Origin of the sequence: Nocardia aurantia, from assembly GCF_009604425.1 — a bacterium.
GTDB lineage: Bacteria > Actinomycetota > Actinomycetes > Mycobacteriales > Mycobacteriaceae > Nocardia > Nocardia aurantia.
The window spans coordinates 300,020-323,535 of sequence record NZ_WEGI01000006.1 but is presented as its reverse complement, the minus strand read 5'-3'; the positions used below and the strand labels follow the sequence as shown (position 1 = coordinate 323,535).

General features: G+C 71.0%; 10 protein-coding genes. 8 read left to right on the top strand and 2 right to left on the bottom strand.

The features are described from left to right. The first annotated feature begins 9 nt into the window (after positions 1-9). The 4 genes from NRB56_RS15500 to cysN are packed head-to-tail and all read left to right on the top strand — an operon-like array spanning position 10 to position 4,765. Positions 10-1,080, top strand: a complete 1,071-nt coding sequence (locus NRB56_RS15500; protein ID WP_153342697.1) for a hypothetical protein — start codon at positions 10-12, stop codon at positions 1,078-1,080. Between the two features lie 2 nt (positions 1,081-1,082). After that, on the top strand, positions 1,083-1,853 hold the full coding sequence (locus NRB56_RS15495; protein WP_319943042.1) for an SDR family NAD(P)-dependent oxidoreductase: 771 nt from the start codon (positions 1,083-1,085) through the stop codon (positions 1,851-1,853). Between the two features lie 12 nt (positions 1,854-1,865). After that, entirely contained in the window at positions 1,866-2,792 is a 927-nt protein-coding gene (cysD, locus tag NRB56_RS15490; protein ID WP_153342695.1) for a sulfate adenylyltransferase subunit CysD, read from the top strand. Next, positions 2,792-4,765 (top strand): sulfate adenylyltransferase subunit CysN, encoded by a 1,974-nt coding sequence (cysN, locus tag NRB56_RS15485; RefSeq protein WP_153342693.1) that lies wholly within the window; start codon positions 2,792-2,794, stop codon positions 4,763-4,765. The genes cysD and cysN overlap by 1 nt, the downstream gene beginning before the upstream one ends. Before the next feature lie 45 nt (positions 4,766-4,810). Here cysN and NRB56_RS15480 read toward each other — a convergent pair whose 3' ends face one another. Beyond that, a complete protein-coding gene (locus tag NRB56_RS15480; protein WP_227837750.1) occupies positions 4,811-5,812 on the bottom strand; it encodes a DUF2804 domain-containing protein in 1,002 nt (333 codons plus the stop codon). Positions 5,813-6,187: 375 nt separating this feature from the next. Between NRB56_RS15480 and NRB56_RS15475 the strand changes: the two genes are divergently transcribed. Beyond that, positions 6,188-7,771 (top strand): substrate-binding domain-containing protein, encoded by a 1,584-nt coding sequence (locus tag NRB56_RS15475; RefSeq protein ID WP_153342689.1) that lies wholly within the window; start codon positions 6,188-6,190, stop codon positions 7,769-7,771. Positions 7,772-7,803: 32 nt separating this feature from the next. Here the strand turns inward: NRB56_RS15475 and NRB56_RS15470 are convergent, their stop codons facing one another. Then, the gene (locus NRB56_RS15470; RefSeq protein ID WP_319943041.1) at positions 7,804-9,084 is read right to left on the bottom strand and encodes a cytochrome P450; all 1,281 of its coding nucleotides are present in this window, start codon (positions 9,082-9,084) and stop codon (positions 7,804-7,806) included. 223 nt (positions 9,085-9,307) lie between these two features. Here NRB56_RS15470 and NRB56_RS15465 point away from each other — a divergent pair, with 223 nt between their 5' ends. The 3 genes from NRB56_RS15465 (at position 9,308) to NRB56_RS15455 (ending at position 23,507) form a co-directional block, all read left to right on the top strand. Continuing rightward, positions 9,308-19,702, top strand: coding sequence for a type I polyketide synthase (locus tag NRB56_RS15465; RefSeq protein ID WP_194290868.1), 10,395 nt, complete (start codon positions 9,308-9,310; stop codon positions 19,700-19,702). 473 nt (positions 19,703-20,175) lie between these two features. Beyond that, positions 20,176-22,449, top strand: a complete 2,274-nt coding sequence (locus NRB56_RS15460; protein WP_153342685.1) for a thioester reductase domain-containing protein — start codon at positions 20,176-20,178, stop codon at positions 22,447-22,449. Beyond that, complete coding sequence (locus tag NRB56_RS15455) at positions 22,446-23,507, top strand: alpha/beta hydrolase (RefSeq protein ID WP_153342683.1); 1,062 nt, start codon at positions 22,446-22,448, stop codon at positions 23,505-23,507. The genes NRB56_RS15460 and NRB56_RS15455 overlap by 4 nt, the downstream gene beginning before the upstream one ends. The last annotated feature ends 9 nt before the right edge of the window (positions 23,508-23,516 follow it).

Below are 23,516 nucleotides of genomic sequence, written 5' to 3'. Positions count from 1 at the left end.
AACAATCCGATGACCATCGACACGACCGGCGGTATCGATCCCGCCCGCGAGTACGTCTTCGCCGACCGCCCGGACAACCCGGAGATGCGCGATTCGGTCAGCTTCTGGGTGTCCGACGATCGCGGTGAGCTCGGGCTGCCGCGCATCGGTGTGGAAGCCGTTGCCTCCAACTGGGATTCGCACGACATCCAGGTCAACGTAGCCTTCGCCGACGGCCGCGCGTTCCGGCTGCGCGAGACCAGCCCGGCGCGGCCACCGGCCGGACCGGACGGCCGGCCCACCGTGCTCGGCGCCGGTCCGCTGGCCTTCCGCTGCGTGCGGCCGTTCCACACCTGGGAGCTGACCTACGACGGAAAGGCGGTCAGCACAACGTCTTCCGACCTTGCCGCCGGGAAGACCGACGGACCGCTGGTCGACCTGTCCTTCCACGTGACCGCCACCATGGCGGTGCCGCCGTGGGTCCAGGGCGCACTGCGCACCGACGCCGGCGACAAGCTGAAGAATTCGGTCGAGGGCGACCTCATGGGCGGCCCTCGCTACGAGCAGCTGTTCCGCGCCGCCGGTTCGGTGACCGTGAACGGCGGTGCGCCACAGGAGTTCACCGGTAGTGGCCTGCGGATCCGCCGGCAGGGCGTGCGCCGGCTGGCCGAATTCTGGGGCCACTGCTGGCAGTCGGCGGTGTTCCCGAGCGGAAAGGCGTTCGGCTACATGGCGTATCCGCCGCGCGACGACGGGAAGCCCACCTTCAACGAGGGTTTCGTGTTCCTCGGCGAGGGCGAGCTGATTCCGGCCCGGGTGGTGCGCGCGCCGTGGCTGACCCGGTTGCGGGCCCTCGGCGAGGACGTGTCGCTGACACTCGAAACCGCCGACGGCATCGTGATTCCGATCGCGGGCGAGACCGTGGTCTCCACCCACGACGTTCACCACGACGACGACACCTACTCGATCAAGTCGCTGAAGCAGGAGAATTCCGACTTCCCGGCGCTGCAACAGGCGGGCGTCCGTTACCGCTGGGACGGCGAGGAGACCTACGGGATGCTCGAGCGATCCAACCCGCTGCACAAGATCGAGCGGGGCTGACCGTGCGCGGACTGCGGGAGAAGACGTACGTCGTCGCCGGCGGCGCGACCGGGATCGGGGCCGCCGCGGCGGCCCGGCTGGCCGAGGAGGGCGCCCTCGTCACCGTGGGCGACATCAACATCGCGGGGGCCGAGGCGACCGTCGAGCAGATCGCGCGGGCAGGCGGCCGCGCGATCGCGGTGGAGTTCGACCTCGCCGACGACAAGTCGGTGCAGGCCATGGTGGACCGGACGATCGCCGAATTCGGTGGCGTGCACGGCCTTTTCAACGTCGGCGCGGATCTGTCGCCGGCCAACATCGGCCGCGACAAGACCGTCCTGGAGACCGAATTCGACGTCTGGCAGCGCACTCTGGACGTGAACCTGCTCGGTTACGTCCGCACCGTGCGGGCGGTGCTGCCGCATCTACTCGACCGGGGCGGCGGCAGCATCGTCAACACCTCCTCCGGGACGTCGGTCGGCGGTGACCCGTCGCGGGTCGCCTACGGCGTCTCCAAGGCGGGTGTCAACCAGCTCACCCGGCACATCGCGATCAACTACGGCCGCCAGGGAATTCGCGCCAACGGCGTGATGCCGGGCCTGGTGATGGGCGAGACCGTGAAGAACCAGAACGATGTGGGGCTGCAGGAGATGTTCCTGACCGCGGGCCGCACCACCCGGCTCGGCGTACCCGACGATCTGGCCTCGGTCGTCTCGTTCCTGCTGTCGGACGAGGCCGAGTGGATCAACGGCCAGGTGTGGTTCATCGGCGGCGGCGCGCACCTGCGCAACTGAAGGACGGGCGAGATGACGAGCACGACACTCGAGAGCACCGGAGGGCTGACCCACCTGCAACGGCTGGAGGCGGAGAGCATCCAGATCATGCGGGAGGCGGTCGCCGAGAGCGAACGGCCGGTGATGCTGTATTCGATCGGCAAGGACAGCTCGGTGCTGCTGCACCTGGCGCGCAAGGCCTTTCATCCGTCGCGGCTACCGTTCCCGCTGCTGCACGTGGACACCACGTGGAAGTTCCGCGCCATGTACGAGTTCCGGGACCGGATCGCGGACTCCGCCGATCTGGACCTGATCGTTCACCGGAATCCGGAATGCGTTGCGCGGGGCATCAATCCGTTCGAGCACGGCTCGGCGCTGCACACCGAGATGTGGAAGACCGAGGGCCTCAAGCAGGCCCTGGATCTGCACAGGTTCGACCTGGCCTTCGGCGGCGCGCGCCGCGACGAGGAGAAGTCCCGCGCCAAGGAGCGGGTGTTCTCGCTGCGGTCGGCGCAGCACCGCTGGGACCCCAAGCGGCAGCGGCCGGAACTGTGGCGGCTGTACAACACCCGCAAGCGGCCGGGGGAGAGTCTGCGGGTGTTCCCGCTGTCGAACTGGACCGAGCTCGATGTCTGGCAGTACATCCATCTGGAGCGGATCCCGCTGGTGGACCTGTATTTCGCGGCGTCGCGGCCGGTGGTGGAACGCGACAGCGCGCTGATCATGGTCGACGACGAGCGGATGCCGTTGCAGCCCGGCGAGATTCCCGAGCGGCGCATGGTGCGGTTCCGGACCCTCGGCTGCTATCCGCTGTCCGGCGCGGTGGCCAGCACGGCGACCACGCTGACCGCGGTCGTGCAGGAGATGTTGCTGACCACCAGTTCCGAACGTCAGGGCCGGGTGATCGACCGCGACTCCACCGGCTCGATGGAGAAGAAGAAGCAGGAAGGGTACTTCTGATGACGCACCCCGAGTCCGAGAATCCGGTCGCCACCGCTCCGGAGGATCCGGTCGCTGCCGCTCCGGAGGATCTGGTCGCCACCGACATCGAGGAGTACCTGCGCCGCCACGAGCGGAAGACGATGCTGCGCTTCATCACCTGCGGCAGCGTCGACGACGGCAAGTCCACCCTGATCGGGCGGCTGCTCTACGACTCCAAGATGGTGTTCTCCGATCATCTCGCGGAACTCGAGCGGGATTCGAAGACCGTCGGAACCCAGGGCGGGGAACTGGATTTCGCGCTGCTGGTCGACGGCCTGGCCGCCGAACGCGAACAGGGCATCACCATCGACGTGGCCTACCGGTTCTTCACCACCGAGCGGCGCAAGTTCATCGTGGCCGACACCCCGGGTCACGAGCAGTACACCCGCAACATGGTCACCGGCGCCTCGACTGCGGACCTGGCGGTGATCCTGATCGACGCCCGCAGGGGCGTGCTGACCCAGACCCGCCGGCACAGCTACCTGGTCTCGCTGCTGGGCATCCGGCACATCGTGCTGGCGGTGAACAAGCTGGACCTGCTGGACTATTCGCGGGAGCGGTTCGAGGAGATCGAGACCGAGTACCGGGATTTCGCCGCGAGCATCGGCCTCGGCGACGTGGTCGCGATCCCGATGTCGGCGCTGCGCGGCGACAACATCCTGCAGCCGAGCCCGAACACCCCCTGGTACACCGGGCCGTCGCTGATCAACCATCTGGAGACGGTGGAGATCGCCGACGACCGCGACGCGCACCCGTTCCGGTTGCCGGTGCAGTGGGTCAACCGGCCGAATCCGGCTTTCCGCGGCTTCTCCGGCCAGATCGCCGGTGGCACTGTACGTCCCGGTGACCGGGTGCGGGTGGTGCCGTCCGGCCAGACGTCCACGGTGGCCCGGATCGTCACCGCCGACGGGGATCTCGACGTGGCGGTCGCCGATCAGTCGATCACGCTGACCCTCACCGACGAGATCGATGTGAGCCGTGGCGATGTCATCGCCGCCGCCGGCGCCGCACCCGAGGTCGCGGACCAGTTCGAAGCGCACCTGGTGTGGATGAGCGAGGAGCAGATGCTGCCCGGCCGCACCTATCTGCTCAAACTCGGCACCTCGACCGCCGTCGCGCAGGTGGGTCAGCCCAAGTACGCGGTGAACGTCAACACCCTGGAGCGCACCGCCGCGCGCACCCTCGGGCTGAACGAGATCGGTGTCGTCGCACTGCATCTGGACCGGCCGATCCCGTTCGATCCGTACGCCGGCAACCGCGACACCGGCGGCTTCGTCCTCATCGACCGGTTCACCCAGGACACGGTCGCCGCCGGGATGCTGCGCTTCGCGCTGCGGCGCGCGCACAACATCCACTGGCAGTCGGTGGAGGTCGACCAGCGGGCGCGGGCCCGCAGCAAGGGGCAGCAACCGGCGGTGGTGTGGTTCACCGGACTGTCCGGCGCCGGCAAGTCCACCATCGCGAACCTGGTCGAGAAACGGTTGCACGAGCAGGGTTTCCACACCTATCTGCTGGACGGCGACAACGTCCGGCACGGCCTGAACGCGGACCTCGGCTTCACCGACGCCGACCGGGTGGAGAACATCCGCCGGGTGGTGGAGGTGGCGCGGCTGCTGTCCGACGCCGGCCTGATCGTGCTGGCCTCGTTCATCGCGCCGTTCCGCGCCGAGCGGGCCCGCGCCCGCGAACGGCTCGGCGCCGGAGCCTTCTTCGAGGTGCACGTGGACGCGCCGCTGGCGGTGGTGGAGGCCCGTGACCGGAAAGGGTTGTACGCCAAGGCCCGTCGGGGCGAGCTGGTCAACTTCACCGGCATCGACTCGCCGTACGAGCCGCCGGAGGCGCCGGAGGTGCACCTGGACTCCGGCGGCACGCGGACCCCGGAGGAACTGGCCGACCTGGTGATCGAGCGCCTGCGCGCGGCCGGCGTCCTGCGGCCGCCTACCGCGCTATGACGTACGAGCCGCGGCCGTCACCGGCCGCGGCCCGCACGCGCGTCGTCACAGCCGTGCGCGCATCTGCTCGCAGACGCCGTGCACATCGGTGAGTTCGAGTGTGCGAGTACCGATGTCGAGACTTCCGGCGAAGGTGCCGTACGCCTGGAAGTAATCCATGGCCAGCACGCCGAGTTGCAGGTCGACGGTCTTGCGGCCCTCCGGGGTGAAGGTGACGTCCAGGCGGCCGTCGGCGGAGCGGATCCGCCACGGCGACAACGGCGCCGACGCGTCCCATCCGAAGTCGACGTCGGCCAGCGGCGCGGCCGCCGCGGCGGTCCAGATCGCGGATTCCTCCGGCTGCCCGGGCAGTTCCGGCCGGTCCACGAAGTTCGCGCCGACCGGGACGCCGTCGGCGAAGGTGCCGAACGTGCCCCAGGTCCAGACGGTGCGATAGGGGAGCGCGGACTTGTGCTCGTCCAGGATCGCGAGATCGCGGTCCGGGCGGAACACGAATTCGCGTTCGCCTACCCGTAGCGAGCCCTCGACGGGATACAGCGCCTTGTTCGTGTACATGGTGCCGCCGGGCAGCCGGGAACTCACCGACAGCGCGGGCGAGGCCGAGGCGGGCAGCAGGTCCAGCCGTCCGGTGAAGGCGGGCGCGTCGGTGGTGGCGGCGATATCGATCTCGATGCGGTGCCGATCGGCCGCGAACTCGTAGGAGAGCGCATATCGCTTGCGGCGCAACGCTACCGAGCTGCCGATCAGCCGTCCGGCGAACCGGACCGCACCGGGCGGCGCCACCTGCTCGTGCTGGTGGAGCACGCCGGTGGCCCGGTCGTGCACGTAGATCTCGGAGCTGGCGAGATATTTCGCGTCCTGGAGGATCATCGACGCGTAGATCTCCGGATGCAGCACGGTGAATCCGGCCCATTCCTTCAGCCGGGTGCGCCGCAGCCGGCGCCACGGGCCGCGGAACTCGTCGAGCGGGTTCACCGACACCGGCCGGGCGCCCAGCCGCCCGTAGTGCCGGACACCGTTTTCCACCAGACTGCGCGGTTCGAACATCCCCGCACTGTACATTGCCGCGCGGTTGCCGCGCGGTCGCCGGGGGTCTCAGGTCGGCCCGGAATCGAGGATGCGCCGATGCCCAGCACACGCAGCCGGGTCAGCGAGATGTCGTTGTCGCCCGCGACCTCGGTCAGTACCGCCATCGTCACGAATGCCGCCTGCGCCAGGCTGTCGACCAGCTCACTGGTCGAAGGGGTCGTTGGCGGGATTCGGGTCCGATCGGGTCGGCCTGGGCCGAGGCGCCGCACACCCCCGGCGGCCGGTGCTGACGCCATAGCACGGGATCCGAAGTCCGCCAAGGTGTTTACCGTGCGATGAACTGTGCCCGAACACTGTCCGCCCACGTTGGCAGAGCGCGGCCCGGCTCCGAGGATGGTGGGCACAGCAGATCGGGGGCTTTCGGTGGACCACCTTCTCACCTACGTCTTCGCCGTCGTCGGTGTCGTCGTTCCGGTGGTCGCGTTCTCGTGGGAGTTCATCCTGTCCGGGCGCAAGCGGCTCGGTTACCGGGTACAGGTGAACGATCTGGTCCGCGCCAGCGCCGACAGTGCCGAGGAGGCGGCGCAACTCGGCGTCCTGCAGCAACTGCTGCCGAAGAAGGGCGACGACGGGGCGAAACCGGCGAAGCTCGGCGACATGTCGATCGTCCTGCTGAAGATCGAGAACAACGGCTGGACCGAGATCGGCCACGAGGACTACCGGCACAGTGACGGCGCGAACTCCGGCATCACGTTCCGGTTCCCCGGCCGCACAGTCGCCGGCGTCGCGCTGACGGCGCCGAGCCGATCGATGAAATCCGTTCTGCGCGACCATACCAGCGGCGTGAAGACCGATCTGGAGGGCAGCGACGGCCTCATCGTGCTGCCCAGATTCGCACTGGGCCGCGAGGATTCGTACAAGATCATGGCGGTGCTGCGGCGCCATCCGGACGTGCCCAAGCACGGAGACGAGTTACCGCTGCCCGAGGTCGACGGCGGCATCCGGCGCGGCAAGGCCATCCGGACCGAGAGTCGCACCCGGATGTCGACCCCGTACGCCGCGCTGGTGACCCTGCTGGTCGCGGTGGTCGTCGTGCAGTTCGTCACCGGACTGATCACACCGCACACCGATCCGATGGACTGCGAGGCGGGCCGGCTGTCCCTGACCGGGTCCACCGCGATCGAGAAGGTCATGCAGGACAGCGCCGCGAGATATCAACAGCGTTGTCCCGGTGCGCATATCGACGCCACCGGCTTCAAGAGCAGCAACGACGGACTCCAGCGGCTCGACAGTGGGAAACCGGCCGATCCGGCCACGCAACTGGCCTTCACCGACGGCCTGAACACCGACCATCCGGCGCTGGTGGCCCGGCCGATCGCGTTCGTGCTGTTCACCCCGGTGATCAACCCCGAGGTGACCGGAGTGGAGAGCCTGTCGCGGCAGCAGATCGCGGATCTCTACGCCGGCAGGTACCTCAACTGGAGGGAACTGGGCGGACCCGATCTGCCGGTGCGGCTGGTCGGCCGGCACCGGAGTTCCGGCAGCCGTTCGGCATTCGAGCACGAGATACTGGAAGGCGATCAGCCGCCGGACAATTCGGTCGACTGTCATGCCGGAGCCGCCGCGCCGGAACCGCCGCGCTGCGAGGCGGACACCACCGCCGACCTGCTGACCCTGGTCGCGCGGACCCCGGGGGCGATCGGATACTCCGAAGTGGCTACGGCCGCAGCGGATTCCCGCATCCGCGTGATCGGGGTGGACGGGCACCGGGCCACCCGTGCGGAGGCCCTCGCCGGGGCCTACCACTTCGGCGCCTCCGAGTACGCCTACAGCGTCGGTGCGCTGCCGCCGGATTCGCTGGCGGCGGCCTTCCTGCGCTTCCTCGGCTTCGGTGAGGGCAAGGACATCCTCAGCAAGTACGGGGACGCCCCGTGCGCCGAGCTGACCGACCCCGTCGGCTGCCGCCCGTACCGCTGACCGTGCCCGGCTCGGCGGTACCGACGTCGAATTCAGCGGCGGTGCAGCGTGATCCGCGCGTTGTGCGCCGGACTGATCCCGGTGTGCAGCCGGCGCGGCGGCTCGACGTAGCCGGGCGTGACCTCGATGCGGCGGTGCCGCAGCACCGCCCGGAACATCACCCGTGCCTCGAACAGCGCGAACTGCGCGCCGAGGCAGCGGTGCGGTCCGCCGCCGAAGGCCAGCCAGGTGCGGTTCTGCGGCGGCTCCCCGAGGAAGCGCTCGGGCCGGAAGGCCAGCGGGTCCGGATAGTGCCGCGGCGACTCGTGGATCACCAGGATCGGCACGATCACCATGGCGTCGCGCGGGATCTCCACGCCGTTGATCACCGTGTCGCGCACCGCCCGCCGGCCGGTGAACGGGCTCGCGGGCCGCAGCCGCATCGCCTCGGCGACCACCGCGTCGAGGTAGGTGTCGAGCCGGTCGAGGTCGCCCGAGTCGGCGGCGGCGTCCACCTCGGCCATGGCCTCGGGATGGCCGGCCAGCAGCGCGGCGATCCAGCCGAGGGTGATCGCGGTGGTTTCGTAGGCGCCCAACAGGATTCCGCGCATGTTGCGGGCCAGCCCCGGATCGTCGTGCCGATCCGATTCGGTGCCCACGTACCGCGACAGCACATCGGTGCCGGTCCGGCCGGTGGCCCGCCGGTCGGCGATCTCCGCGAGGATCACCTCGTCGACCCCCGCCTCCGAGCGCCGCAACGGCGGATAGGGCGGGGTGTAGCCACCGAGGAACGGTGTGAGCATGGTGGCGGCGAGGAAGCCCCGGCTCTCGATCGCCCCGAACCACCGGGCCACCGCCTGCCGCAGCCGGTCCAGCCGATCCGGCGGCGTATCGCCGAACACGACACCCAGCAGCACGCCGATAGCGAGATCGTAACCGGCCCGGAGGAATTCGAACGGCCGGCCGACCGGCCAGCCCGGCAGTATCCGATCGACCACGTCGGTGATGAGGTTCTCGTACTTCAGGACGGCCTGGTGGTGGAACGCGGGCGCGAACAGCCGGCGTTCGCGGCGGTGCTCGTCGCCGTCGAGGAAGATCAGCGTCTCGGTGCCGAACACGACGTCGTGGCTGGACAACCGGCTCAGGACCCGCCCGAGTGAGAAGTCCTCCCGCGCGGCGAACAGAGCCCACACGTCGTCCATGTCGTGGGTGACCAGCATCGTCGGCAGGCCGGGCGGTGACACGACGAAGCGCTCACCGAGCGTGGCCAGCGGCGACCGGTGGGTGCCCGGCCGGATCAGGCCGCCGAGCTGGGTGAGGTCGCGGGTACGCACTCGGGGAAGATCACGCAGCGATATCGCGGAGGGTGACACCCCGACATCCTCGCGAACGATCTCGCTGCGGGCAATGCCCCTCGAATTACCGTCCCTGACAAAGGCTGTCGCGACGGTATATTGCCTCAGCAGATCGGGCGCCCGTGGCTCGAGCGCCTGGAATGCCCGGATGTGCCCGAGCGTCACGGCCCTCGGAAACGGGCTTTGCGCAAGGGATGTACTGATGGCCGGCACGTTGATCGAGACGCTGTTCGCACGGGGCGAGGAGCGGCCCGACGAGCCGGTCCACAAATTCCTGACCGACGGTGACGCGGACGGACCCGTCGAGGAGCTGACCTACGCGCGGCTGGGCAGGCGCACCCGGGCGATCGCGGCCGCCCTGCGGGAATCGCGGCCCGAGCGCGCCCTGCTGCTGTACCCCGCCGGCCTGGAATTCATCGAGGCGTTCTTCGGCTGCCTGGCGGCCGGGGTGGTCGCGGTGCCCGCACCGGTGACCGGATGGGAGAACCGCACGCTGCACCGGCTGCGGCGGATGGTCGCGCACGCCGACGTGCAGATCGTCCTCGCCCCGCAGCATGTGATCGACGAGGCGGCGACCCTGCGCGAACAGCTGCCCGAACTGGCCGGCCTGCCCTGGACGGCCACCGACACGATCCCGGACGACCTCGAAACGAGCTGGCGGCCGGTCGATCTCGACCCGGACGCGGACGCGTTCATCCAGTACACCTCCGGCTCCACCAGCGCCCCGCGCGGCGTGCGCCTCACCCACGCGAACCTGCTGCACAACCAGGCGGCGATCGCCGCCGGACTCGGCCACGACCCGGCCGTGCTGGAATCCCGGGACGGCGCCCTGTTCGTGAGCTGGCTGCCGATGTACCACGACATGGGTCTCATCGCGCCCGTCCTGCAACCGGTTCACCTCGGCGGATACTCGGTGCTCATGTCGCCGCTGCACTTCCTGCAGCGGCCCGAGCGCTGGCTGCGGGCGATCTCGGCCTTCGGCGCGCACACCAGCGGCGGCCCCAACTTCGCCTATGAGCTGTGCCTGCGGCGCATCGCGCCGGAACAGCGCGAGGGACTCGATCTGAGTCGCTGGCGGGTGGCGTTCAACGGCGCCGAACCGGTGCGCGCCACCACGGTGCGGCGCTTCACCGAGACCTTCGCCTCCGCCGGATTCCGTCCCGGCGCAATGCATCCCGTCTACGGACTGGCCGAGGCGACCCTGATCGTGACCGCGGCCGCACCGGCGCGGCCGCCGACGCTGTACGAGGTGCCCGGCCGCTACATCGTCGGCGATCGCGCGCACCACGCCGAACTCGTCGGCGTGGGAAGGCCGCCCGCCGGACTGGTGGTCGCCGTCGCCGACCCGGAGTCGGGCGCCGCCCGCGGCGAGGGCGAGGAGGGGGAGATCTGGGTCGCCGGAAACAGTGTCGCCGCGGGCTATTTCCGCGACGAGCAGGCCACCGCCGCCACCTTCGGCGCCACCCTGCCCGGCGACGACCGCCGTTACCTCCGCACCGGCGACCTCGGATTCCTCTCGGACGGGGAGCTTTTCGTCACCGGCCGGCAGAAGGATCTGCTGATCGTGGACGGCCGCAACCACTATCCGCAGGATCTCGAACTGACCGTCGAGACCGCGCATCCGGCGGTGCGTCCCGGCTGCGTGGCCGCCTTCTCGGTGGACTTCGGCATCGGCGGCGAGCAACCGGTGGTGGTGGCCGAGGTGCGCGCGGAGATCGAGGCCGAACCGGGCGAGATCGAGACGGCGGTGCGCGGCGCGGTGGCCACGGACCACGGTCTCACCCTCGCGGCCGTGGCGCTGATCCGGCCGGGCACGATCGCCAAGACCAGCAGCGGCAAGATCGCGCGCCGCGCCTGCCGGGACGCCTACCTCTCCGGCGAACTGGATATCGCCGTCGATTCCCTCCCGGCCCCGGAGGACGAACTCGACCCGCCCGTCCTCGAACCGCGGCCGGCCGCGGCCCCGGCCGATCCGCCCGGCTCGGCCGCCGCCATCCGCGCCTGGCTGGTCTCGGAGATCGCGAGCCGGTCCGAGCTCGATCCGGAGCGGGTCGACGTGCACCGCCCGCTGGTCGAATTCGGCCTGGGCTCCGCCGATCTGGTGGAACTGGTGGTCGATCTGTCGGATGTAGCCGGCCGCTTCCTCGACACCAACCTGTTGTTCGACCATCCGACGATCGCCGAGGTGGCCGCCGCGGTGGCGCCCGCGCAGACCCTCGCCGAGCCGGACGACGCCGCCCTCGAGGAGCCGGCGGCCCACGGCGGCGACGACGTCGCGGGCGAGCCGGACGACGCGATCGCCATCCTCTCGATGTCCTGCCGATTCCCGGGCGCCGTCGATTCGCCGGAAGCCCTGTGGCGGCTGCTGGAGAGCGAGCGCGACGGACTCGGTGAACCGCCCGCGGGCCGCTGGGACATCGACGGCCTCTACGATCCGGACCCGGCCGCCAGCGGCACCGCGTACACCTTCCGCGGCGGGTACGTCGACGGCATCGACCGCTTCGACGCGGCGTTCTTCGGCATCGGGCCGCGCGAGGCCGCGGTGATGGATCCGCAGCAGCGGATGATGCTGCAACTGGGCTGGGAGGCCATCGAACGCTCCGGCCGGGATCCGCGCAGCCTGCAGGGCAGCGCGACCGGCGTGTACCTGGGCCTCTACGGCACCGGATACCTCGCCGACGTCGCCCCGGAACAACTGAACGGCCAGGTCGGCACGGGCTTGTCGCCGAGCGTCGCCTCCGGCCGGATCGCGTACACCCTCGGGTTGCACGGCCCGGCGATCACACTCGACACGGCGTGCTCGTCCTCGCTGGTCGCCATCCACCTGGCCGCGCGCGCCCTGGTCGCGGGCGAATGCGAGCTGGCGCTGGCCGGCGGCGCGACGCTGCTCATGTCGCCGACCGCGCACATCGAGCTGTGCCGCCTCGGGGTGCTGTCCCCGTCCGGCAAGTGCGCCCCCTTCTCCGCCGACGGCGACGGCACGGTCTGGGCCGAGGGCGCCGGGCTGGTGCTGCTGAAACGGCTGCGCGACGCGCGGCGCGACGGTGACCGGGTACTCGCGGTGATCCGCGGTTCCGCGGTCAACCAGGACGGCCGCAGCCAGGGCCTCAGCGCCCCCAACGGCGCTGCGCAGGAACAGGTCCTGCGGCAGGCGCTGCGCGCGGCCCGGCTGGAACCGCACGACATCGACTATGTGGAGGCGCACGGCACCGGCACCGCGCTCGGCGACCCGATCGAGGCGCGGGCCCTGTCCCGGGTGTTCGGGCCGGGCCGCGACGCCGATCGGCCGCTGGGCATCGGATCGCTGAAATCCAACCTCGGCCACACCCAGGCGGCCGCCGGAGTGGGCAGCATCCTCAAACTCGTTCTCGCACTGAAACATCAGCAGCTGCCCGCCACCCTGGGCGCCGAGCGGCCGACGACGCAGATCGACTGGGCGAGCAGCGGTCTCGCGGTACAAGCCCGCACCGCCGCGTGGCCGCGCGGCGACCGGACCCGGCGCGCGGGAATCAGCGCCTTCGGGCTCAGCGGCACCAACGCGCACCTCATCCTGGAGGAGGCCCCGGACCCCGTACCCGTGGCGAGCGAAGCGCCGGAAGAAGCGGCGGCCGTAGATCTTCCGGAGCCGGAGGAGCGTGACGGCGTCCGCCTGCTGCCGCTGTCCGCGCGCAGCCGGGCCGCCCTGCAGGGGCAGGCGCGGCGCCTGCTGGATCTGGTGGTGGCCGACCCGGCACTGCGACCGGGCCCGGTCTCGCGCTCGCTGGCGTTGCACCGCACCCGGTTCGAGCGCCGGGCCGTGGTGGTCGCGCGGGGCCGCGACGACATGATCGGCGGTCTGCGCGATCTGGCGGAGGGCCGGTCCTCCGCCGATGCCGTCGTCGGATCCGGTCCCGTCTTCACCAGCGGCCGAACCGCTTTCGTGTTCCCCGGACAGGGCACCCAATGGGCGGGCATGGCGCGCGATCTGCTCGCCGACTCGGACGCGTTCCGCGCCGAATTCGAGCAGTGCGACAAGGCGTTCGGCGCGCACACCCGCTGGTCGCTGGTCGACCGCCTGATCACGCTGACCCCCGCCGACCTCGTCGACTTCCCGGTGGTGCAGCCGCTGTTGTTCGCGACCATGGTCGGACTCGCGGCCGCGTGGCGCGCGGTGGGGGTGATCCCGGACGCCGTGATCGGCCACAGTCAGGGCGAGATCGCCGCCGCCTACTGCGCGGGCGTCCTCGAATTGGGCGATGCCGCACGGCTCGTCGTCACCCGCAGCCGGCTGCTGGCCGGGATCGCCGAGCCCGGCGCGATGGCGATGATCGGCCTGCCGGTGGACGAGACTCGTGCCCCGATCGCCGAATTCGGCGGCCGGGTCTCCGTCGCCGCGGTCAACGTGCCGCGATCCACGATCGTCGCGGGCGAGCAGGCCGCCGTCGAGGAGTTGCTCGCGGAGATGGACCGCCGCGGCCACTACACCCGGATGGGCCCGGCCGGACCGGGTTTCGCCGGGCACTGTCGGCTGATCGACTCGATCCGCGAGCCGCTGACGGCCGAGATCGCGGGCCTGCGCGGAGAATCGCCGGTGACCACGTGGTATTCGACGGTGACCGGCGAACCTGTCGGGAGCGAGCCCGTCGGGCCGGACTACTGGTACCGCAACACCCGCGACACCGTGCGGTTCGCCCCCACCGTCGCGCGGATGATCGCCGACGGATTCCGATATTTCGTCGAACTCGGCGTACATCCCTCGCTGAGCCTGGCCGTCCGTACCGTCGCCGAGGAGGCGGGCCGGGACGTGGTGTCGGTCACCTCGCTGGTGCGTGAGGAGAGCGGACCCGTCTGCCTCGCGCGCGCCCAGGCCGAACTGCACGCCGCCGGGCACGAACTCGACTGGGCCGCGCTGGTTCCCGAACGCGGCCGGGTCGACCTGCCGACCTACGCCTTCGACGAGAAGCGGTTCTGGACCGACCCGGCGCGCCGCGGCGGCGCCACGCCCGGATCACCCGACATCGCCCATCCGATCCTGAACACCGTTGTCCCGCAACCGGATACCGGCGGCGTCACGCTGACCGGCCGGCTGTCGCGGCAACACCACCCGTGGCTCGCCGATCACGCCGGGGCGAACACGGTGCCGGTGCCGGGCGCGGCGCTGATCGAACTGGCCGTCCGGGCCGGGGACGAGGTCGACACCCCGGCGGTGCGCGAACTCGTGCTGCGGGAAGCGCTGCTGGTTCCCGAGCGGTCGGCGCTGCGACTCCAGGTGGTGGTCGGCGGCGCGGGCCCGGATCGGTGCCGCCCGGTGCGGCTGTTCGCCCGCGACGAACAGGACCCGTCGGCCGAATGGACCCTGCACGCCGACGGCATCCTCGCCGAGGAACCGGAAATCGTTCCCGTACAGCAGGATTCGACCGCATGGCCGCCACCGGGCGCAGTGCCGGCCGACCCCGGCGACCTGTACGCGCGACTGTCCGCCCGCGGTCACCGATACGGGCCGTCGTTCCGCGGCGTGCGCGCGCTGTGGCAGCGCGGGGACGAGATCTTCGCCGAGGTCGAACTCGCCGAATCCGCGCATCCCGACGCCGCCCGGTTCGGCATCCATCCCGCCCTGCTCGACGCCGCCCTGCACGGTACCGAGTTGCTCGCCGCCGACGGCGACAGTGCCCTGCTGCCGTTCGTGTGGACGGACGCGGTGCTGTGGGCCTCCGGCGCCACCGCGCTGCGGGTCCGTCTGACCCGATCCGGCGCCGACGCGGTGACGGTGTCCGCGACGGATTCGGCCGGGCGACCGGTCTTCTCGGCCGGCGCGGTACTGTCCCGGCCGATCGCCGCCGACCGCTGGGCGGCCGGCGCGCTGGCCCCCGCCCTGCGCCGCCTCTACCGGCTGGATTGGGAACCCCGTCCGCTGCCGGACCCGGTGCGCCCGGTGGCCTGGTTCGACTGGGAGCCCGGCGCCGAACCGGTCCCGGGCACGAACGCGATCCTGCTCACCGTGCCCGACGGAGCCACCCCGGAGCAGGTGCACGAGATCACCGGGCAGATCCTGCGTGCGTTGCAGGACATCCTGTCCGACAGCCGATTCGACTCGTCCACGGTGATCGTGCGGACCCGGTCGGCGGTCGGCCTCCCCGGCGAGGACGTCACGGGCCTGGCCGGCGCGGCCGTCTGGGGTCTGGTGCGCTCGGCCCGATCCGAGAATCCGGGCCGGCTGGTCCTGATCGACTCCACGGATCCCGTCCTCGATCTGGCCGCGATCCTGGCCACCGGTGAGGGGCAGGTGGCCGTCCGCGACGGCGCCTGCTTCGTCCCGCGGCTGATGCGATCGTCCGCGACCGCCGGTGCGCGACCGGACCTTTCGACCGGAACCGTGCTGATCACCGGCGCACCCGGCCGGCTGGGCTCCGAACTGGCCCGGCATCTGGTGGCCGGCCACGGCGTCCGGGATCTGTTGCTGGTCAGCCGCCGCGGCGAACAGGGGCCCGGCGCCGCCGCCCTGCGCGCCGACCTGGAACGCGGCGGCGCGCGAGTCCGCTTCGCGCCGTGCGACGTCGGCGACCGCACGGCCCTGGCGGAACTGCTCGACGGCGTGCCCCTGACCGGTGTCGTGCACGCGGCCTGCGTCCTCGACGACGCCACCCTCGGCGCGCTCACCCCCGCCCAGCTCGACGCCGCGCTGCGGCCGAAAGTGGATGCGGCACACCATCTGCACGAACTCACCGCCGACCGCGACCTGGCGCTGTTCGTGCTGTTCTCCGCCGCGGGCGGCCTCTTCGGCACCCCCGGCCAGGCGAACTACGCCGCCGCCAACACCTACCTGGACGCGCTCGCCGCGCACCGCGTCGCCCGGGGCCTCCCCGCCCGGTCCCTGGCCTGGGGCGCCTGGGAGGTCGACATGCTGGATGTGATGGCGCAGGCCGACATTCGGCGCATCGCCCGCGCCGGAGTGCGCGCCTTCACAGTGACCGAGGGCATGGCGTGTTTCGACGCCGCCCTGCGCACCGAGGCGACCGTGCTGGTCCCGCTGCTGCTCGACCCGGCCGCACTGCGCCGGGCCCAGGATGTGCCGCCGCTGCTGCGCGGCCTGGTCCGCCGGGCTCCGCGTCGCGCGGTCGCCGAACGCGCCGCCGGCGAGGCCGCCGCCTCCGATTTCGCCGGGCGGCTGCGCGCCGCGGGCCGCGATCACGCCGTCGCCCTGGCCGCGCGGGCGGTGGCCGAATGGACCGCGGATGTGCTCGGCCACACCGACACCGAGGCCGTCGCCGCCGAACAGAGCTTCCAGCATCTCGGCCTGGACTCGCTGATGGCGGTGGAACTGCGCAACAAGGTCCGGGAGCACACCGGCATCACCGTGCCGCTGGGAACGATTCTCGCCGAACAGAATCCGGCCGACCTCGCCGAATACCTGGTGAACGAGCTGCTGCGTCCCGGCCCCGGCGCCGCACCGGCCGCGACCCCGGTACCGGTGCCCGAGACCGAGACGCTGCCGGTCACCCGGGACATGATGCGCCTGCTGCGCACCGAGCAACTCGGCATCCCCGCCGCCGCACAGACCGGCGGAATCGCACTGCGCCTGCCGAACCCGGTCACCCGGCCCGACCTGGAGGCCGCCCTGCACCGCCTCGCGGCCCGGCACGCGGCCCTGCGCACCGCGATCCGCCCCGACGAGGAGCACGGCCGGGTACTGGAGATCCACCGCGAGCCCGGCGACGCACTGCTGCGCTGGTCCGAACTCGACACCGCCGACGACACCGTGATCGAGCGCCGCTTCGCGGAACTGATGGCGCGACCCTTCGACCCGGCGGTGGCGCCGCTGTGGCGATTCGAACTGATCGACGGCGGAAACGACCGCCGCACAGTGATCTTCGGCGCACATCACAGCATGAGCGACGTGCGGTCGATGCTGCAGGTGGCCGGCGAACTGGCCGCCGACCTGTCCGGTCACCGCCTCGACGACACCGCCACCAACCGTGACCTGCACCAACTGGTCGCCGCCCAGACGGCCCGGCCTGAGCACGACGACACCTGGCGGACCGCGTTCGCCGACGCCCGCCGCCTCGAATTGACCTGGGCCGCACCACGTCCGGAACAACGCAGCTACCGCGCCGGATCGGCCCTGCTGGAACTGCCCGCCGGACTGTCCGACCGCGTCGCCGACCGGGCCCGCGACCTCGGCATCACCCCCGCGGCACTGTTCCTCGGCGTCCTCTCGATCCTGCTGGCCCGCCGCCAGTCGGCGCACCACTTCGCGCTCGCCGTCCCGGTCGACACCCGCATGCACACCGACACCCGCGACGCGGTCGGCTATTTCGGTGTCCCCGTCCCCTTCCCGGCCGCCGTCGACCCCGGCGACCTGGTCTCGGACGTGCTGCGCCGCACCGGCGACCGGCTGCGCCGCCTGCTCGCCCCCGGCGCGGGATTCGGCGACACCCTCGCCGCGCTGGCCGCCGCCGGACTGCACCGCGACAATGCCCCCCTGATCGAGGTGTACTTCAACTACCTGCGCACCGACGCTCCGGCCGGCGCGGCCGAAATCCTCCCGGTGAGCACCGGTTACTCGGATCTCGACCTGATGGTCGCGGTCCTTCCCGACACCGGCCGGATCTGGTTCCTGTACAACAGCGACATCATCGACGCGGACAGCTGCACCGCCTTCGGCGCGCAATACCTGACCGCCGTCGCCGCCGCAGTGGCCGACCCGGCCGTTCCCGCGATCACCGGAACCACTGCGGCGCCTCATCTTCCGGGCCATCACATCGGTCTGGCCGCCACCTTCGCCACCGGCCGCCTCCCCGAACTGCTGCGAGCCGCCACCGACGACACCGAGCCCATCACCGTCGCCGAGGCCCCCTACCACCACGTACTGGCCTGCCTGCGAGACCCTTCCGGCGTCTTCGCCCAGCCGTCCACCGACCTCGCCGTGATCCTGCTGCGCGCCACCGATCTGGAACGCTACGGCGCGCTCTCCGACGAGCAACTGACCGAACTCGCCGCGGACTACCCGGCGGCCGTGCGCGCGGTGATCGACCGCACCCACCGACCGGTGATCATCGGCATCCTCCCGTCCGCGAATCCGCAGGACCGCCTGCGCGACTGGGAGAACCGGGTGAGCGACGGCCTGCGCGATGTCCCCGGCGTGGCCCTGCTGGCCCCGCACCGGTGGCACGACCGCCACCCGGTGGCGGATCCCTTCGACGAACGTAGCGACGTCCTGGCCCACCTGCCGTTCACCGTCGAATTCCAGGCCGCCGTCGCCCTCACCCTCGCCGACACCGTCCGCGCGGTGCGCGAGGCGCCACCGAAGGTGATCGTCGTCGACGGCGACGACACCCTCTGGACCGGAACCGCCGCCGAGATCGGCCCGGACGCGGTCGAATTCGACGCCCCCCGAGCCGAACTCGCGCGCCGCCTACGGCAATGGCGCGCGGCGGGCACCCTGCCGGTCCTGCTGACCAACAACGACGAGACCACCGTCCGAGCCGTCCTCGACCGCCCCGAAAGTCCCCTGCGCTTCGACGATTTCGCCCTGGTGTCGACTGGCTGGGAACCCAAACCCGACCGCCTCGAACATATCGCCGCCACACTGAATCTCGGCCTCGACACCTTCTGCTGCCTGGACGACAACCCCGTCGAGGTGGCCCGGATCCGAGCGGCCCTGCCCGAGGTCCTCACCGTAACCTGCCCGCCCGCCGCCGAACTGGACTCGTTCCTGCACAGACTGTGGCCGATGGTGCCGCTCGCCACCACCCCCGAGGACCGTCACCGCGCCGACCGGTACCACCAGGAGCGGGCCCGCGACCGGGCCCGCGCCGCAACGGAATTCGCCGAATTCCTGGACAGCCTCCACCTGGCGGTCGAAGTGACCCCGCTGACCACGGAGACCACCGAACGGGCCCGCCAACTGACCCGCCGCACCAACCAGTTCACCCTGACGGACAACCGCGACACCGCCTTCGAAGCCGCCGAGATCTGGACCGCCACGGCCCGAGACCGTTTCGGCGAATACGGCCTGATCTCGGTCCTGGCCCTGGACCCCGAAGACGACGTTCTGCACCTGCGCGCCTGGCACCTCAGCTGCCGCGTCCTGGGCCGAGGCGTCGAGGAACGCCTGCTGACCTGGCTGGCCGACCGCGCCGAAGCCCTGGGCGCCACCACGATCCACCTCACGGTCGACCACACCCCGCGCAACGAACCGGCCCGCCGCCTGGCCGCGAACCTCGGCGCCACGGTCACCGACGGCCATCCGGCCACGGTCACCACAACCCCGGACCGGCTGCGCGAGTACCGATCCTGGTCACCCCCCGACCCCGGCCGCACCCCGCCCCCTCAGCACAGCGGGCCGGAAATCCCACGGGATGGTGGGCTGGGAATCCCGCAGGATGGTGGGCTGGAATTCCCGCAGGGTGGTGGGCCGGGAACCGCGCAGGATGGTGGGCCGGGAATCCCGCAGGACGGCCGGCAGCGAATCCTGTACGACGGCGGGCAGCCCATCTCGGACGACGGTATGCGCCCGAGCCCAGACGACGGTGGGCAGGAGATCCGACAGGAGGCCGGGCGGCAGTTTCGGCACGAGGGTGGGTCACGAACTTCGGGTGACGACGCGGAGACCCGATGACTGAAACCAACGCCGTCCGCAACTCGTCGGTGGACCGCCGCAGCCGCGGCGAGGCACTGGACGCGGGCACTTCCGGCCTAGACGTAGCAGCGCTTCTCGCCCGGACCGGCCACGAGCCGCGGCCGGACCCGAACGGTACCGATGCCGTGCCTGGGCGACTGGGCGGTGAGGTCGTGTCTGATGGCGTGGCCGGGCGACTGGGCGGTGAGGTCGTATCCGATGGCGTGGCCGGGCGACTGGGCGGTGAGGTCGTATCCGATGGCGTGACCGGGCGACTGGGCGCTGAGGTCGCATCCGATGGCGTAACGGAGCGGCCGGGCGTCGAGATCGCGTCCGGTGCCGCAACCGCGCGAACGAGCCCTGGTTCCGTGTCCGATGCCACCACAACACGACCGGACTCGGAGGCCGTGCCTGATGCTGTAACCGCACGGCGGAGCGTCGAGGCCATATCCGATCCTCCGAGTGTCGGTGATATGCAGGCGTACTCGGCCACCGGTCCCGCGACCGCACGGGTGGACACCGATGCTGTCGCAGACCTCGAGGCACTCGGCGCGGCGATCACCGTGATCGCCAACCGATTCACCCCGACCCCCATCGACCCCGGCACCGACTTCTTCGACGCGGGCGGAACCTCGGTCGCCGCAGTCGAATTCGTCGCCGCGGTGTCCCGCGAACTGCACGTCGACCTGGACCTCGACACGGTGTTCTTCGACGCTCGCCCCCGTCGCCTGGCCCGCCGCTGGCTCGCCACCCGCGATGAAGCAACCGATGGAAATGTTTCGGAGACAGTTGATTCCGTGACGTCTGATGGTCGCGCTGCCACTACTGTGGTCCCGGGTTCCGGCGGATCGACGCCCGGCGCCGGAAAGGCGCCGGAGCCGACCGGCCCAGGCTCGGTGGTGCGCGCAGAGGGTGTGCTGCCCGGCCGTGCGGCGATCGATGCCGATACCGACGAGATCGCGTTGATGTTCGCGGATCTCGCGGCGGCCGATCGCCTGCCGTTGGTCGGTCGGCCGGATATGGTTGCGCCGCAGTGCATTCTGCTCACCGGACCGACCGGTTTTCTCGGCAGCCATGTGCTGCTGGATCTGTTGCGGCACAGCGACGCTCATGTCGTGTGCCTGGTGCGGGCCGCCGACGACGCGGCCGCCGCGGCGCGCCTCGAACAGGCTGTGCGCGGTTTCGCGCTCCCGTGGTCGCGGGAGGTGGCGCGGCGGGTGACAGCGGTCGCGGGTGATCTCCGGTCACCGCGGCTGGGACTGCCCGGGCAGCGATGGGAAAGCCTCGCCGCGGACGTGGATTCGATCGTCAATGCGGGTGCGGCAGTGGACTTCCTGCGTGGCTACCCCTCGCTGCGCCGCACCAACGTGCACGGTCCGCTGAACCTGGCCGAATTGGCCTGCACCGGACGGCCGAAACCACTGCACCACGTGTCCTCGCTCGCGGTGTTCAACGGCTCCGACGCCGCCACGCTCGGCGAGGATGATCCGATCGCCAACGTCGCGGAGCTGACCGTCGGCTACGACCGCTCCAAGTGGGCCGCCGAGACGGCCCTCCGTCGCGCGCGCGACCACGGCCTCACCGCGACGGTCCTGCGCCCGGGCGGGATCGGCAGTCACCCGGAGACCGGGGCGCACAATCCGCGCGACCTCAACTCCGGAATCACCGCGGCGCTCATGCGTTTTCGCACCGCACCCGGATTTCGGTATCTGAACGCGGCGCCCGTGGACTGGGTCAGCCGGGTGATCACGGAGATCGTCCTCACCCCCGCGGCGTGGGGGCATACCTACCATCTCAGCGGCGAACCGATGTCACTCGATCGCCTGATCGCCGAAACCACACTGGGCGGCATGGGCGTTCGCGTCCAGCACTGGGAGCAGTGGTGCGACGACGTGGTCCGAGCCATTCGGGCGGAAGGGCTACCCGAACTGGAACCGCTGGCGCAGGTCCTCCAGAGCCGTGTCGCCCGGCGGCAACTCGCCGCGATGATGACCGCCCCACCGGCCGCCACCACGCGCACTGACGCCTTCGCCGCGGCCCGGGGAATCCCGGCCCCGGTGACCGGTTCGCAGGCGCGCGGGCGCATGTCGGCCGCCCTGGCGGCCGTCGCCGCACCATCGGACACCCCGTATCTGCAATTCCGCGAAACCCTGACCGGCACAGTGACTCCGGTAGGGGAGACCGCCGAATACCCCTGCACGCTGCGTCTGACGCTGTCGATCGCCAACTCCGCACAGATGGTCACCACCCGCACCGTCGACATCACCGGTGAAATCGACTGTGCCGCACTGCACGACGCGCCGCTACCGGTGACCGGACAGGCCACGGTCCGGCCGCACGAGGGCACTCCGCTACGGCACGAATCGCGGCATCCGCTGATGCGATACGAACTCACCCTCGGTGATCCGCCGCAGCGATACCGATTGCGCGGCCACAAGTTCGCCGCCGCCGGTCGCGGCCTGGTCCGGCAACTCGGCACCATCGACATCGAGATCGGCACGGCCGAAACCGAAGTCGCCTACACCGGCCGCGTCGCCGTGCCCACCGACACCTACCTGGCCGATCAGGTCGACGGCATCCGGGTCGACCCGCGGCTGCCCGAGCGGCAACAGCGACTCGCGAAACTGTTGTGGCTCAGCTGGTTCGGCGGCCAGCTCGGTAAGGGTGTCGCGGAACCGCTGCTGCGGGCCGGGATCGATCTGCTGGACCTGCGCCGCGCGCTCACCCGCAAGGAGCCCCGCCGATGAATGCCGTTACGAAAGCAACTGTCGCCGAGCTGATTCCGTTCCGGACAGCCGACGGCCTCGACCTCGAACTGCGCCGGATGAGCGGCGACGGCCCCGCCGTCCTGCTCGTGCACGGTCACGGGGTGTCCTCGGAGATGTTCGCGCTCGACGAGATCCGCAATGTCACCGACGTGCTCGCCGACGCCGGATACCAGCCGTGGCTGCTCGACTGGCGGGGCAGTAGCCGGTTGCGCTACAACGAATTCGGCGACCCCTACACCTTCGACGATGTCGCGCTCTACGACATTCCGGACGCGGTCGCGCAGATCCGGGCCCGGATCGGCGACCGTCCGCTGTTCGTGGTCGCGCACTGCGTCGGCGCGCTGGCGCTGGCGCTGAGCCTCACCGCAGGCCGGCTGCCCGGCCTGGCGGGCGTGGTGGCGCAGGGCGTGTTCCTGACCCCGAAGGTCGGCAACGCGGTCCGGCTGCGGGTGTTGCTCGGCAGCGAACTGCTGGCCTCCCGGGTGCACCACCTCGACTCCGACTTCCGCAAGGTCGGGCTCTGGTCGCGCCGCACGCTGCTCTACGCCGCGCTCACCCGCAAGGGCGACTGCCCGGATCCGACCTGCCGGATGGTGCACCACGGCTGGGGGATGGGCGTGCGGCTGTTCGAACACGATCATCTGCATCCACGCACCCACGACCGGCTGGCCGACCTGTTCGGCCCGATCCCGCTGTCGGTGCTGCCGCATCTGCGGCAGATGGAGTTGGCACACGCCGCGGTCCGCTGGAACGACACGGACGAGCGGTACCGTGACCTGCCCGAGAACGCCCTGGACCAGGCCGACCGGATCGACTGCCCCGTGCTGTTGCTGTCGGGCAGCCGCAACGAGGCCTGGCAGGATTCGAACAGACTGTGTCGCGACGTACTCGCGGCCCGTGCCCCCGGCGTCGACGCCCGCTACGTCGAGATCCCGTCCTACGGCCACCTGGACACCTTCATCGGCCGGGGCGCGGCGCTGGACGTGTTCGGGCATCTCCTCGATTTCCTCGACGAGATCTCGGCGCGACGGGCTTAGACCGCACAA